This window comes from Plectonema radiosum NIES-515 (genome assembly GCF_025753815.1).
Taxonomy (GTDB): Bacteria; Cyanobacteriota; Cyanobacteriia; order Cyanobacteriales; family Nostocaceae; genus Hassallia; species Hassallia radiosum_A.
Map to the genome: position 1 here is coordinate 24,559 of NZ_JAOWRF010000212.1, position 15,231 is coordinate 39,789.

General features: G+C 42.8%; 12 protein-coding genes. 10 read left to right on the forward strand and 2 right to left on the reverse strand.

Annotated features, from left to right (window positions below):
* The first annotated feature begins 6 nt into the window (after positions 1 to 6).
* Together OGM63_RS14440 and OGM63_RS14445 are read left to right on the forward strand one after the other, a co-directional pair.
* Positions 7 to 2,295 (forward strand): glycosyltransferase family 2 protein, encoded by a 2,289-nt coding sequence (locus OGM63_RS14440; RefSeq protein WP_263746275.1) that lies wholly within the window; start codon positions 7 to 9, stop codon positions 2,293 to 2,295.
* A 613-nt stretch (positions 2,296 to 2,908) separates the two neighbouring features.
* Complete coding sequence (locus OGM63_RS14445; RefSeq protein WP_263746276.1) at positions 2,909 to 3,643, forward strand: DUF4079 domain-containing protein; 735 nt, start codon at positions 2,909 to 2,911, stop codon at positions 3,641 to 3,643.
* Between the two features lie 154 nt (positions 3,644 to 3,797).
* Here the strand turns inward: OGM63_RS14445 and OGM63_RS14450 are convergent, their stop codons facing one another.
* Positions 3,798 to 3,995: a hypothetical protein gene (locus OGM63_RS14450; RefSeq protein ID WP_263746277.1), complete on the reverse strand. Its 198-nt coding sequence runs from the start codon at positions 3,993 to 3,995 to the stop codon at positions 3,798 to 3,800.
* Positions 3,996 to 4,793: 798 nt separating this feature from the next.
* A complete protein-coding gene (locus OGM63_RS14455) occupies positions 4,794 to 7,115 on the reverse strand; it encodes an NACHT domain-containing protein (RefSeq protein WP_263746278.1) in 2,322 nt (773 codons plus the stop codon).
* Between the two features lie 881 nt (positions 7,116 to 7,996).
* Here OGM63_RS14455 and OGM63_RS14460 point away from each other — a divergent pair.
* The 8 genes from OGM63_RS14460 to OGM63_RS14495 all read left to right on the forward strand — a co-directional run.
* Entirely contained in the window at positions 7,997 to 8,815 is an 819-nt protein-coding gene (locus OGM63_RS14460) for a response regulator transcription factor (RefSeq protein ID WP_263746288.1), read from the forward strand.
* Positions 8,816 to 9,127: 312 nt separating this feature from the next.
* Positions 9,128 to 9,655, forward strand: coding sequence for a response regulator (locus OGM63_RS14465; RefSeq protein ID WP_263746279.1), 528 nt, complete (start codon positions 9,128 to 9,130; stop codon positions 9,653 to 9,655).
* 55 nt (positions 9,656 to 9,710) lie between these two features.
* The gene (locus OGM63_RS14470) at positions 9,711 to 9,896 is read left to right on the forward strand and encodes an NblA/ycf18 family protein (protein ID WP_263746280.1); all 186 of its coding nucleotides are present in this window, start codon (positions 9,711 to 9,713) and stop codon (positions 9,894 to 9,896) included.
* A gap of 214 nt (positions 9,897 to 10,110) precedes the next feature.
* Positions 10,111 to 10,527, forward strand: coding sequence for a clan AA aspartic protease (locus OGM63_RS14475; protein WP_318528460.1), 417 nt, complete (start codon positions 10,111 to 10,113; stop codon positions 10,525 to 10,527).
* A gap of 280 nt (positions 10,528 to 10,807) precedes the next feature.
* On the forward strand, positions 10,808 to 11,929 hold the full coding sequence (locus OGM63_RS14480; RefSeq protein ID WP_263746281.1) for a DMT family transporter: 1,122 nt from the start codon (positions 10,808 to 10,810) through the stop codon (positions 11,927 to 11,929).
* Between the two features lie 161 nt (positions 11,930 to 12,090).
* Positions 12,091 to 13,257: a peptidoglycan-binding protein gene (locus OGM63_RS14485; RefSeq protein WP_263746282.1), complete on the forward strand. Its 1,167-nt coding sequence runs from the start codon at positions 12,091 to 12,093 to the stop codon at positions 13,255 to 13,257.
* A 248-nt stretch (positions 13,258 to 13,505) separates the two neighbouring features.
* Positions 13,506 to 14,567 carry a glycosyltransferase family 4 protein gene (locus tag OGM63_RS14490; RefSeq protein WP_263746283.1) on the forward strand — a complete coding sequence of 354 codons (1,062 nt, stop codon included), beginning with the start codon at positions 13,506 to 13,508 and terminating at the stop codon, positions 14,565 to 14,567.
* A gap of 271 nt (positions 14,568 to 14,838) precedes the next feature.
* The coding region (locus tag OGM63_RS14495) for an LD-carboxypeptidase (protein WP_263746284.1) at positions 14,839 to 15,231 on the forward strand (393 nt) is incomplete at its 3' end.

The window sequence follows — 15,231 nt, forward strand, 5'->3', positions numbered from 1 at the left end:
TAAATTATGAAAACGTCCAAAATTGGTGCTCAACGTTTGGATAGAATCCCCAAACCAGTAGTTCGTCCCCAATGGGCATCTTTAGTAATGCTTGGTGCGATCGCTATATCTGGTGCAATAGCAGCAGCATGGTTTGCAGGGGAAGGTGATATCAGTCATATTTTTGCTCATATTGACATGCTGCAAGCTTCGCCACCAATGTGGGTGGAAGCACCAATGGTAGCAGGAAAATATCTAGTTGCCCCCACTATTATTTTACTAGCGATCGCGTTAGTAATTATGAAAATTTCCCCAGTACCTCGCCCCCGCTCGCGATTTATAGTGGCAGGAATTCTGCTGGTGTTGACTATCCGATATCTTATTTGGCGATCGCTTTCCACTCTCAATTTGAGCAACCCTCTAAATGGTAGCTTCAGTTTGGCTTTGTTTTTCTTAGAAATGCTGATGCTCACTAGTGCTTTGATTCAGCTTTTTTTGATGCTGAAGCACAAAGAGCGTCCTTGGGAAGCAGACGAAAAAGCAGTTGCTGTAATTGAAGGCACTTTCACCCCCAGTGTAGATATCTTTGTACCAACTTACAATGAGCCACTTTTTATTTTGCAGCGGACAATCATCGGTTGTCAAGCTCTGGACTACCAAAAGAAAAAAGTTTATTTGTTAGATGATACCAAACGTCCAGAAGTGCAAGCGCTGGCTTTAGAGTTGGGTTGTGAGTACATGACGCGCTCTGATAATCGTCACGCCAAAGCCGGAAATTTGAATCACGCGATCGCTCGTACTGATGGGGATTTAATTGTCGTTTTTGATGCTGATTTTGTCCCTACGGAAAATTTTCTCACCCGCACAGTTGGCTTTTTTCAAGATGAACAAATTGGCTTGGTGCAGACTCCGCAAAGCTTCTACAACTTCGATCCCATTGCCAGCAATCTTGGGTTAGAGAACGTTCTCATACCCGAAGAAGAAGTATTTTACCGCCAAATTCAACCGCTTCGCGATAGTGCAGGCAGTGTAACTTGCGCTGGTACTTCTTTTGTGGTGCGACGAAGTGCATTAAAAACAGTTGGTGGTTTTGTCACCGACTCTCTCAGCGAAGATTACTTCACCGGCATTCGACTTTCGGCACAAGGCTATCGCTTAGTTTACTTAGATGAAAAATTGAGTGCAGGTTTGGCAGCTGATAACATGGCAGATCAAGCAACTCAACGTCTGCGTTGGGCACAAGGTACACTCCAAGCATTTTTCATTGAAGCGAATCCCCTCACCATTCGCGGATTGCGACCTTGGCAACGACTAGCGCACTTCAGCGGATTGCTACATTGGTTTTCAAGTATTTCCCTTGTCGGTTTTTTGATTGCACCTTTAGTTTATTCGTTTTTCGGAGCGATCCCGATTAGAGCAAATCCCTCAGAAATGCTGTATTACTTTTTGCCCTACTATGTGGTGCAATTCTCAGTATTTTCCTGGCTAAATTACCGCAGCAGTTCGGCATTATTGTCAAATATCTACTCAGCTGTACTGGCATTTCCCATTGCATGGACGGTAATTCAAGTCATGCTGAATCCGTTTTCTCGCGGTTTTAAGGTGACACCAAAAGGAACTGGACGCGATCGCTTTTCTTTCAACTGGAAACTAGCCTTACCTTTGATTGTATTATTTGTTGGCACGGCAGTCAGCTTATGGCGCAACTTGGGGATGTTTATCCTCAAAGGTGCTTGGCAGACAATGCCATTAGAAGCTGCCCAAGAAGTTAAGGGACTCGGTTTAGGTTGGTTGTGGAGCATTTACAATTTAATTGTCCTTGCTATTGCCTTGTTGGTCTTGCTGGATATTCCCAAAACTGACCCCTACGCTTGGTTTGACTTGCGACGCACCGTGCGCTTAGATATAAAAAATCACGCTGAAGAAAATACTTCACTGTGGGGGATAACCACAAAGATTTCGGAAATAGGAGCGGAAATTGCCTTAACCCAAGCGGGTTTGCCGGAAATCAAGCCAGGAGAAATCTTACCCATAACTTTGGAAATTATGGAGGCAAAATTAACCTTGCAAGGTATTGTTAGGCAAACCGAAATTCAAGAAGAATTTCCCACAGTTCGAGTCATGTTTGAAGATGTAAACTTGACTCAGCATCGTTCCTTAGTAAAAATGCTCTTCTGTCGTCCTGGTCAGTGGCGGCGCTCATTGGCACCCGGAGAGTTACAATCTTTATGGTTGCTATTTAAAATTTTGTTCAAACCAAGAGTGTTATTTGGTCGCAAAGCTGATACAAGTGCGATCGCAGTTGTGAAAGGCTGATGCGAGAAGCAGAACGCACACTTAAGAGTACTCCAAGTAAAAAAATGCCCAATTGTAATTGCGAGCGAAACGAAGTGTAGCGTTCCGGAAGCGTCTCCGACAGGAGAAGCAATCTCAAAGTCTTTGCGATTGCTTCATTACGCTTCTCTACGAGATACCACGAACGCTCCATTCACAATGACGGGTTTTGCATCATTTATTTTTTGGAACACTCTAAGAAAAAAAATGCTGAGTAAAAGCTAAGTTTTATCGCGCGATCGCACCTTCTGTCCAATACAGACCTAACCCCCAACCCCTTCCCTCCCAGGGAAGGGGAGTAAGACTCAAAGCCTCTCTCATTGTAGGAGAGAGGAATGGAAGTGAGATCACGCATTGTACTGCACCCAAGGGAGAACCGCTATATTTCCAGATAAATTCAGAAGAAGGAAAGGTTTGGTTTGAGATCAGTTTCACTACCAAGTGTGATGCTTTGTTTAGTAGACATCTCCAGAGTCATACGTAGAGACGTTCCACTCTTTACGTCTCTACAAGGGTTTCGGGCAACGCATAATTAATTTATGGAGATGTTTAGTGGTGATTTCCGAAAAGTACTGTAGTCTTTTAGAGGTCTGATATGGAATTAAGAGATGTAATTTTGCTGTTGCATCCAGCGATCGCTGTAATTGTCGTTTTTCCTTTAATCGGTATTGTCGTCAACCGCGCTTTTCAAGTTCGTCAGCGACGCTTGGAAACTGCAACAGATGGTAAGAGTAAAATTCCCCCAGTTGTGGGACAAGAACATGTTAAGTTAGGACGCGCTTTGACAGCAGCTGTTGTCGGGATTGTTTTACTAGGGTTGGCTTTTGGTATATATGGCAATATCTTAGAAAAAAAAGTTTGGACACAAACACCATTCAAAGTCGTTTTGATTACCTTGTTTTTTGTCGCAGCGATCGCTTCATTGGCTCTACTTTATAAAGCAGGCGATCGGATGTGGCGGGGGATTTTTGCTACCCTTAGTGGGATAGCTTTAGTAATACTTGGTTGTCAAGATGGTGTCTATCGTCAAACTAACCAATGGTATATTTCTCACTACTATTACGGTGTTACTGTCGCTTTGTTGATGATTTTCTCTCTCGCAATTTTGCCAGATATCTATAAGGATAAAACAAATCGCTGGCGGAAAGTTCACATCGCTTTAAATTCTATCGCTTTTTTCATGTTTATCGCACAAGGAATTACAGGATCGCTGGCATTACTAGAAGTTCCTTTGAGTTGGCAAGAAACCTATGTGCAAAAGCTTTACGAGCAACAGTGCAATATTAAACCCTGTACAATCCAAGCACCAAATGTGCCTAAGAAGCCTTAAAAAGTCATATCATAACTGTTGAATTACCGATAATAAAACATGCTTGTAGTAAGGACTGAAGTCCTTATCTTACCTAATCTCATAATATAAGTGAGGACTAAAGTCCTCACTACAAGCTTATGAGACCTTAATTCAGCAACGCCTTTTTTACTTTCTAAATCGGCATTTCGTCATGACAGTGGCTACAACGCCAGTATACTCCTTGCGATCGCATGTGACGAAGTAAAACACCTGAACAGCAAAGGCAAGTATGTCTGCCCTTCATCGATTGCTTAAGTGTGATGGAGGCAGTTCTTTGCCTACAAGTAGGGATTAACCAATCCAAGAATTGATTATTTGGTAAAGCGATCATATATATAATCCCCATTGAATTGGATTAATAATCCTGGTTATGGCACAATACGCGGGCGTGTTAAGGTTTTTGGTACTGATTTTAGACCTGTAGAGACGCGAAATTTCGCGTCTCTACCCTCAGACCATCGGGCTTAACTGAACGGTATTGGGTTATGGCAATTCTGGATTGTGTACATACATCCTGACGGGGCATTGCTATGTTTGCCTTAGGGTTTGTATAGCACGCGATTGAGAACCGCTATATAAACTAGCATGACAAGCCCTAGTTTGATTTCCTGAATGAGTTGATTGATTACGACACAAAACGCAATAAAGACCATTTGTGCAACACAACTTAACTTGAGAAATCAATCAACAAATTTTCGAGACGCGAAATACAAATTGTAGAGACGCGAAATTTCGCGTCTCTACATGCAGATTCATACCTGAATTCAGCAACGCCAACATTGTCGAGACGCGAAATACAATTTGTACAGACGCGAAATACAATTTGTACAGACGCGAAATACAAATTGTACAGACGCGAAATACAATTTGTACAGACGCGAAATACAATTTGTACAGACGCGAAATACAAATTGTACAGACGCGAAATACAAATTGTACAGACGCGAAATACAATTTGTACAGACGCGAAATACAATTTGTCGAGACGCGAAATTTCGCGTCTCTACATGCAGATTCATACCTGAATTCAGCAACGCCAACATTGTAGAGACGCGAAATACAAATTGTAGAGACGCGAAATTTCGCGTCTCTACATGCAGATTCATACCTGAATTCAGCAACGCCAACATTATTGCCATTCCCTCTCCTCAAGTTCCTTTGTTGGCAATAATAAACTAGCTTCAATTTCGGTCCTAATTCCAGGCGTCACCTCACAATTGCTATTTAAGCAATCAAGCAGCAGCTGATTGGCATCGTAGTAGCGTTGCAATACTTCCTGTTGTTGGGGGCTGAAGTTCCAGTGGTGATGAATATTGCGATAATTAGCGATCGTCTTCTTTAACTGTTGTGCCCAAGCTGAATAGTTTGTCTGCCACCATGCTTGAAAGCGTTCTTGGTTTTGACGAGAATTGGGAAATTCATCTTTGAGTTGTTCGAGAGACTTATAAAGTCCAGCATCCAGAACCATGACCATAATATTGTTGATCGCCTCTGCACAAACATAGGCGTGGGCAAAATCCTGGCTGCGGTCTACAGCACACTCTAGCAATAAGTCATCCAATGCCGCATCTAGAAACATCCCCTGGTCAAGGGTGCTGGCTAGGGTAAAGTGAGAAGCCAGGTGAGGAGTCCGGGCAAGAGCAAGGTAAAATGATCGAGCTGTCGCCACCAAAGGTGGCGACAGCGTATCCTTTGATTTTTGGCTTGCCCACGTCAAAAACTCTTGTAAGTAAGGGTCAGAGCCGACGAGTGCATCAATCTGTTGCTTCATTAATTGCATCAGCGAATCTGCACTCCGGAGCATACCAGCCGTCAATAGAAAGATTTCGTGCCAGTGAGGATCGTTAATGTGACTCACCAGCCCAGAGAGAGCTTGCTCGAATGCTTGTAAGTTATGGCTGGCAACGATATTTCTTGCTGTGAAGTATTCTTGAAACGCCAGAGAGGAGAAGGAAAACACTCCCCGCGCCCGTTCTGCTAGTAGCCCATGTTGCGCTTCCATCGCCTTCAGCGCCGCTTCGCTTTCTAGTTGCAGTTCCTCTGGCTCGATTGGAGCATCGGTCAGATTACGAATATAGTCCCCAATGTATTGCTCAAGAACACGTTGGTCAAAGAAGTACTGACCCTTCTCAAAGGTCGCTGCCGCAATCTGACTTAATAACTTCAGCTTTTGGGGTAATAAAAACCCTTGGTAAATCTCATCCCGCTCAACACCTCTAGCTTCATCCCATTTACCTAAAAGCAAATCTAGCCCTTGCTTATAAAAATCAGTCCGCTTAGTGGGAAATTTTCCCTGACCATGAAACACCCAGCAAGCAAGATGCAAAAACAAAGGTGTGACGACGAGTCGGAGAAATTGCCAGTTTGAGGGTTCGTCCAGCTTTTGAATAAACTCAACTCCCTGCGCTTGCCCATCAGTAGCGTTTGTCTTGGTGAATGTCACAAACCATTTTTGAGCGAAGGCTTGGATTTGTGCTTGAGTAAAGGGGGCAATCTCAACATCACTAAAGCCTCGAACCCTGAGCTTTTGAGATGCCGTTCGACAGGTCACCACAAACCGATTTTTGTGATATTTGTCTGAAAAAGAGCGAATTTCTTTTAAGACAGCATTGCTCTGTTGCTTGAGAACTTCATCGATCCCATCAAGCAACAGCAACACTCTGCCTGCCTGAAGTAACTTTTCAATCACTGAATTTTCGGAAATTCCAGAGGTGAGAAACTCCTGGGAAATGTAATTTAATAAACTGAAGTCGCTGCGTCCCGGTGATTCCGCAAAATTCCTTAGTGTGATGAAAACAGGAACCTGGTTTGCCGCAAATGCACCTCGGTTACACTGAATGGCAAGATGTTGCAAGAAAGTGGTTTTACCTACCCCTGGTTTGCCTAGCACCCTAAGCTTGGAGTACGTTTCCACTGCCCGCATACCTGGTATTTGTTTTTCGTCAACCTCACCTAAGCCAAAGCGGTCAAATTGTTCTGGACCAAGCTTTTGCAGGTCATCTAAAGCTAACCACTGAAGGCTTTCGATTTCCTCCAAAATATTCACATCTATATATATGTCATCGATTCCCACAGGATGACTGATATCCAATAACTGCAAGATGCCGCACTGGTCTTGAATTTTGTCTTTGCGTTGCGATCGCACTTGTTGCACCAAAACATCAATATTCAAGCCAGTAGGCTGGGCGAATTCTCTTCTTTCAGAAAATTCTGCTGGGGGATTTTCAGCAATCTCCCGCCAATTGAGGTCTAATACAGAACAAATTTCAAAAAAGGTATGACGCTCAACAGCACGTCCACTAAAAAACCGCCAAATGGGTTGTCGAGTTTTTAAGTTTACTTCAAGCGCTAGATTTTCCTGAGTCCACCTTTTGCGAGCAAATGCTTTTTTAGCCTGTTGAATTCCGGTGAGTGATGCCTGGAGCGATCGCTTAACCATGAAATAAAACACAAGAGTCTGAAAATCTACAACTTAAACTTTTATTAATAGAAGTTACGCTTTGTACAAATTAACCATAATAGACATCGACCGAATTTAACTATGCGTTGCCCGAACCCTTGTAGAGACGTTCCGGCGGAACGTCTCTACGTCCTTTCTGGAGATGTCTAGTACTGGAAAGCAGTACTCAAGGGCTAAAATCCACAATTTGTGTTTACTTTATATGTATTAGGCGTAACTTCCAATTAATACAATACTTTTAAGTTTAAAGCTTTTTCCATGCTAAAAACCTTGTGTTTTGTATAAGTTAAACAAAATACAAGTATTTACTCTGCTAATTTCGTCAAAATAAAACAATTAAAATATTATCCATACTGAAACTAACTAGATGAACTTGTGGAATTCATCTCGTAAAGAGTTGATGAATGTTACGTTTTGTGCTTATACGTATAAGTCAAAGACTCTGAATAATCAGTAGTACTGAAGTATTGTTAAATAATATAAATTTTTGTAACGAATTGAATCATTGTTAACTCATCTTATACATTTCAAACATTTGCCAATACCTCATTTCAAACACCCATCTGTCATCTTTGAGAATGTAAACATTTAAAGCGTGTCAATGAAGACTCAATACGGTTCGGTTAAGAATATTTGTGAACCCAAAACCCTTGTAGAGACGTTGCACTTGCTAGTCTCTACATACGTTAACCGAACCGTATTGAATGAAGACTTAGTAGCTTGACAAATTATTCGTTTTTCCCCGACTTCTGAGAGTATCCGTTGCTACTCAAGCGCAGCGCTTGAAAGTATAGGGTGCGCGGTGTTCCATCGTCAACTGGGTATTCAACATTAAGTAAGTATCACTAAAAAAAATTTAGTTAGTGAAACAAATGATGCAATCAGCCAGAAAAATTCTCGTAATTGAAGATAATACTAGCACCCGTAACATGTACTTAGACAGTCTTGTTATTGAAGGTTTTGAGACGATCGCGGCAGAAAACGGTCTTATTGGCATTCAACAAGCGCAAGCGCACTTACCAGACATAATACTTTGCGACATTTTTCTGCCTCTTGTTGATGGTTACGAGGTGCTAGATACCCTGAAGCAAGATCCCGTGACCGCAATTATCCCGTTTATTTTTCTTGCTGACAGCGGCACGAAGACAGACTTCCGCAAAGCTATGGATAGGGGAGCAGATGACTATCTGAGCAAACCTTTTATAGTCGAAGAATTGCTAAACGCGATCGCAGCTCGACTGCAAAACCGAGACACTTTTTTAAGTAGTTACGCAGCCAATTTAGAGTCAGCTTTCAAGTTGGAGCAAACAGCGATCGCAAATCCTAAATTGTGCTTCAAGAGCGTTCCCCAACTCAAAAAAGTTTTCGACTTCATCGAAACTCATTATCACCAAGGAATTAGTCTGTGCGATGTTGCTGAAGCAGTTGGTTATTCACCCGCTTATTTAACCAACCGAGTCGGAAAGCTGACAGGAGAAACTGTAAACCGCTGGATTGTCAAACGCAGGATGACTGCGGCTTGTTTACTACTGGAAACAAAAAATCAGACAATCGAGGAAATTGCCACATCACTAGGCTATCAAAATGCCTGTCATTTCTCCCGCCAATTTCGCCAATACTACGGATTCCCTCCCCAAGTTTGGCGCAAAAACTGCATCAACCGCTTGATGTGTGAAGCCAGCACCTCATAATGCATGAGACAAACGTCGTGAAAACGAATGTAGAGACGCGAAATTTCGCGTCTCTACAAGGGTTTGGATAACGCATATTTAATTTTCAAATAGGTTGTCTATGGTTGTTGTAACGATTTGAGTGTTTTTAATACAACTTATACAACTTATACGTTTTAAAGATTTACTCAAACATCATTTCCAACATCAGGGTGTCATGCTAATTGTAATTATCCCAGGCAGAAAGTGTGAAAACGTTAAAATCCTCTCTCTAGAAAGCACGCGCTGCGGACAATCATCAGAAGTCTTTAAGCAAAAACCATATGAGTTTTCATGGGAGCCGCAATGTATCTACGTAACGAATTTTCAACTAATCTTTTCTCTCTTCAAGGGCTGCGAGTACTCGTTGTAGACAATAATGAGGATTGCCGTGTTATGCTCTCGGTGCTGCTGCGATCGTATGGTGTGGAGGTGCAAACAGCATCTTCAGTTAAGCTTGGTTTGGAAATATTTGGACAATGGCAACCTGATATCCTCGTGAGTGATATTGCCTTTCCTGGTGAAGATAGTTATGCACTGATTCAGCAAGTGAGAACGAAAGCCGAACGAGGGGAACTAGTGATAGCCATTGCGGTGACAGGCTATGACACTCAAAACATGGGTCAACGTGGTCTTTGCCAGGGGTTTGACTTGTGGTTCAGCAAACCCCTGGATCTTGATGAGTTTGTGGCTGTGCTTGCTTCTTTCGCGACTTGTCAACGATCTTCATACGCGATCGCTGAACGCATTTTGAGTGTCCCTACACATAGTGAAGCGATCGCGAGTCTCGAAAAGCAATTTAATCTGACATTTCCAAATTAGATCACCATTTTTGAAATACTACCCACAAAATTTTATCAAAAAAGGATAATTAGTTATGCTTCCTGAACTTAAGCCTCAAGACTTTGAATTGACGCTTGAACAAAGGTTTCTGATCTCACGTTATACCGAGGAAATCAAGGAAATTCCCCTAGAAATGTTACAGGCAAGTTTCTTAGAAGTCGCTTGTATATTGATGATTAAAGATAATTTGATCCGAGCCTTGATGAGAAAGGCAGGATAATCAGCAATTGCGGATGAATTGATTTTTTTTTTGCGTTGCTGATTTCATGTATGACTCAGGATTTTGCGTGATGTCATAACCCTTGTAGAGACGCGATATATCGCGTCTCTACATCCCAATTCATACGGCGATTCAGCAACGCCCAAAGATAGATATTCACTCATTTATTTACTTTTTGGTATGATAAGCGATCGCTATAAGTTAAAATATCCTCATGATGGGAGCAGTTCACATTAAAGTCAAGCTCACAAACGCAATAGATGAGGCTCTAGTAAATCGGGGATTACTTGCACCTCATCTTCTGCGTGAACATGAAACCGAAGCTTTAGTACATACAGGTGCAGTCACCTTAGTAATTCCCGCAGCAATAGTACAGCAGCTAGGTTTGCAAATTCGCGGACAACGGGTAGCCCAATATGCTGACGGACGCCAGGAAAGTGTGGGAGTCACCGAACCTGTGATAATTGAGTATGCAGGACGTGAAACTATTGTAGAAGCGTTGATAACTGGTGATGAAGTTCTTATTGGTCAAGTTGTATTAGAACAGTTAGACTTCTTAGTGGATTGTAAGAACCAGCGATTAATTCCAAACCCGGCAAATCCTGACTACGCAGTAATGCAAATTAAGTAGGAAGCAGAGGTATGAATAAGGGAAAAATGTAGAGACGTAGCATTGCTACGTCTCTACGCCCAAAGATAAACCATATTGACCACCAGTAAAGTTAGTAATCAGACCTTTGGTGCCGCTTAGGTAGCGACTGGGTTGCCAAGTGCTTTGATAGCCTATATCAGTAAATGTTGATCCGTTTGATTCATGAAGTGAGTATTCTTTACTTCACAAAACGACATAATTCGGTAAAATTAGGTAAAGGAATTTCTGCGTTTGTCAAATAAAGGTATTTTTCTATTCCATGCAAATCAACGAGCGTGCAGCCAAACTTCCCTTTGCCCCGCTACTGTTAATCGCACCCTTTTTCTTGTGGGGTACGGCAATGGTAGCAATGAAAGGAGTAATTCCCCACACGACGCCGCTATTTATGGCAGGAGTGCGTCTAGTGCCTGCTGGAGTGCTAATCTTAATCGCAACTGCATTCATGGGTAAACCGATGCCTAAGGGTTGGGCAGCATGGTTGTGGATTGCCTTATTTGCGTTGGTGGATGGAACGTTATTTCAAGGCTTTTTGGCAGAGGGATTAGTTAGAACTGGTGCGGGTTTGGGGTCTGTAATGATTGACTCTCAACCGTTGGCAGTTGCTTTAATGTCGTTGTGGCTATTTCAAGAACATATTGGTTTGTGGGGATGGCTGGGGCTAGCATTCGGAGTCACAGGTATTAGTTTAATTGGCTTGCCCGACGAATTAATTTTGAGTCTTTTCTCAAATCATTCATTCCCCCTCTCCTCCATTCCCCCCCTCCCCCCCTCCTCCATTCCCCCCCTCCCCCCCTCCTCCATTCCCCCCCTCCCCCCCTTTGAAAGTGGTGAGTGGTTGATGTTGTTGGCTGCCCTGTCAATGGCAGTGGGAACGGTGTTGATTAGATATGTATGTCGATATGCCGATCCGGTAAGCGCTACAGGATGGCACATGATTATAGGTGGATTGCCTTTGTGGGGAATTTCATTTTTGACAGAATCCCAGCAGTGGCAAAATCTTGTAGTATCTGATTGGATGTCGCTGTTATATGCGACAGTCTTTGGGAGTGCGATCGCCTACGGATTATTTTTCTATTTTGCTTCTAGCGGCAGTCTCACCAGTCTCAGTTCTCTCACCTTCCTCACACCCGTATTTGCCCTGCTATTTGGCAACTTGTTGCTCAACGAAGTCCTCAGCCCTGTACAGTGGGTGGGAGTCTGCATAACTTTAGTCAGCATCTATCTAATCAACCAACGTGACACCTTAGCCCAAACAAATCAGAAGGTTGCAGTGACAGAACAAAACAATACACAGCAACAACCACTTCCGGAAGCATCTGGGAAAAAGCTCAACCCACTAAGCCTATCAATCAGGGAATCTGAACCAGAAATTATCCCCTAATTAAAAAAGACTCTAGGAGCAATTATACTATTATCTGATTGCTGACCACTGACCGCGAAAAATTGGCTAATTCCTGACTAATCAGAATTTTCCAGATATTTTTGCCAGATAAAAGTTAACATTAAGCCAGCTTGAAGTTATTGTTATATCGATAACTTACAATGTATGTTCTGGCTGCGATTTTTCATATGAGGCTACGCCATTCCTCCATCCTGATAATTACCTGCCTGACTTGCCTGGGTTTTGACCCCAGTCCAGCAAGCACAGCGACACCTAACCTCACATCAAAATTGCAACTGCAAATCGGAAATTTCACACAGACAGCTAATTTTTTGATTCTCTCGGTTGGTAGTACAGGCGCAGAAGTCGAGGTACTGCAAACACAACTCAAAGAGTTAGGATATTACTATGGTGTGGTAAATGGAGATTATGGCGAAAGCACCGAACTTGCCGTCTCTAAATTTCAGAAAGCAAAAAGCTTGCTCCCAGACGGTATTGCTGGTGCAGCAACTAAAAAAAGTCTGCGGACAGCAGTTAAGCAAAAGCAATCATTATCCCTTGCTGCTACCACTCCTACCCCGAAACCCGCAAAACCAACTACCAAGGCACCTCCGCAAAAAGATTTGTTATGGTGGTCGCTAGTTGGTATGGGAATTTTCGGTGGTCTTGGTGCATTGCTCTATTTGCACAGAAGGTCAAGAAAAGTCAAACAAGTTCAATCGGAAAACTTTCATTTTCAAGTTTTGACACCATCTCAGACAAAGCCGATTCCTGGTTTGTTACCGTTGTCCAGCCCAGCACATATAACCAATGCAGAAGAAGCAACTGCACCACCTGCAAAAGTTGTACTACCACTAGAAAAAACTTCCCGTTTAGCCAAAGTCAACATCGTTGACGAGTTGATGAAAGACTTACGCAGTGCTGACCCGACGAAACGACGCAAAGCCATCTGGGATTTGGGACAGCAGGGAGATTCCCGTGCAATTCAGCCACTGATGGAGGTGATGATTGAGGTTGATTCTCAACAACGCAGCTTAATTTTAGCAGCTTTGGCGGAAATTAGTACGCGCACACTTAAACCGATAAATCGTGCTTTGGCAATTTCACTGCAAGACGAAAGTCCAGATGTGCGACAAAATGCCATCCGTGACTTGACTCGGGTTTACGATCTGATGGCTCAAATTAGTCAGATGTTGTGTTTGGCAACAGAAGACTCCAATGCAGAGGTGCAAGCAACAGCGCGTTATGCTCTTTCACAAATGAATCGTATCCGCACTTTGTCGTCGTCCGATCAAGAAAGTCAAGAGGAAGATTCGCAGCCATCATAATCCAAGTGGATTAGACATCTCCAGAGTCATACGTAGAGACGTAGCACTTGGTAGTCTGTACAAGGGTTTCGGGCAACGCATAATTAAATTCTGGAGATATCTATTAGACTGCGGATTGTGACATCCGGCTTCAATGCGATAACCATCATTCTTCAATCACAAATGCTCTTTGCGCTCAAAGTGAGCGTTTCAAGCGCCGAAGCGCTTAGTACATTATGATAAATCTTTTAAATGCTTTTAGCAAACTTATGAAATTACTTTTTGTTTCCACTTCCGTTGGACCTCTTGGCTCTGGACTGGGCGGTGGTGTGGAATTAACCGTGTATAATATAGCTCAACAAATGATCCAGCGGGGTCATGAAGTACAAATCGTCGCTCCCGCAGGTTCGACATGGGATAACCTGCCAATAGTGCAAATTCCTGGCAATTTACAGATTATTGCCCAAAAGCAAGAACGCACAGACCCGGTTATGATGCCAGAAAATTCTGTTTTGGCAAATATGTGGGATTATGCTCGTCAGGTTCAGGCTGATTATGACTTGATTGTAAATTTTGCTTACGATTGGTTGCCATTTTACCTGACACCTTTTTTCACTCGTCCGATTGCCCACTTTGTCAGCATGGGTTCACTCTCCGATGCCCTTGACAAAATCATTGTACAAGTGGCAAAGCAGTTTTCTGGCACTATTGGCTTTTATACTGCCTCTCAAGCTATCACTTTTTCTCAGTTAACCCCACCCTTACATTACTTGAGTAGTGGTATTGATTTAGGGCTTTATCGATTTTGCGATCGCCCAAAACAACAATTAGCCTGGTTAGGTCGCATTTCCCCAGAAAAAGGTTTAGAAGATGCAGTATCCGTAGCGCAAATTACCCAAATTCCCTTAAAAATTATGGGTAAAATTCAAGATGAATTATACTGGCAGCAGATTTGTCAAAATTACCCAAATGATATCTTTGAATATCTGGGATTTTTATCAACAAATGAAATGCAGCAGGTATTAGGTGAGTGTCGGGCATTATTAATGACACCCCATTGGGTAGAAGCTTTCGGCAATGTCGTAATTGAAAGTTTAGCTTGTGGAGTGCCTGTAATATCCTACCGTCGCGGTGGACCTGCGGAAATTATCCAAGATGGCAAAACTGGCTTTTTGGTAGAACCGGATAGCGTTTCTGAGTTGGTAAATGCTACCCAGCGTATCGATGAAATTAACCGTCAAAATTGTCGTGCTGACGCAGAAGCTCAATTTTCTTTAGAAGCCTTAGGTTCACGCTTTGAAAAATGGTTTAATAAAATTTATGAGAGTTAAAAGTTAAGAGTGAGGAGTTATGAGTGAGGAGTTATGAGTTATGAAAAGTTTCTTTTGACTCTTAACTTTGGACTAACTCCTAACTCCTCACTCCGCTTCTTAAGTAGAGAGGTTCGATACCGAACGTCTCTACTTAACTCCTAACTCCGCTCCTCCTAACTCCTAATTCCAAACTCCTAACTTTTTATCAAACACCCTCTCAAATCGAAAATTCCAAACTCCTCACTCCTAACTCCTAACTCCTCACTCCGCTCCTCCTAACTTTTTATCAATGCAATCTCCAATCGAAAATTCCAAATCCAAAATTGTTCCACCTTTTCTCAAACCTGGTGATTTACTGCGAGTAATTGCCCCTAGCGGTGCTTTGCGAGAATTTGCGACCTTTGAACGCGGGGTGGAAATTTGGCGATCGCGTGGTTACAAAGTAGAAATATCTCCCCGGATAGATGACAGGTGGGGCTATTTAGCAGGCAAAGATGAAACCCGCCGTCAGCAATTAGCAGCAGCATGGCAAGATCCAGAATGTCGCGGTATCCTCTGCGCTAGAGGTGGTTTCGGTAGCACCCGGATTTTGGAAAATTGGAATTGGGGAGTGGGGGAGTGGGGGAGTGGGGGACAAGGAGGACAAGGGGGACAAGGGGGTCAGGGAGGACAAGGAGGACAA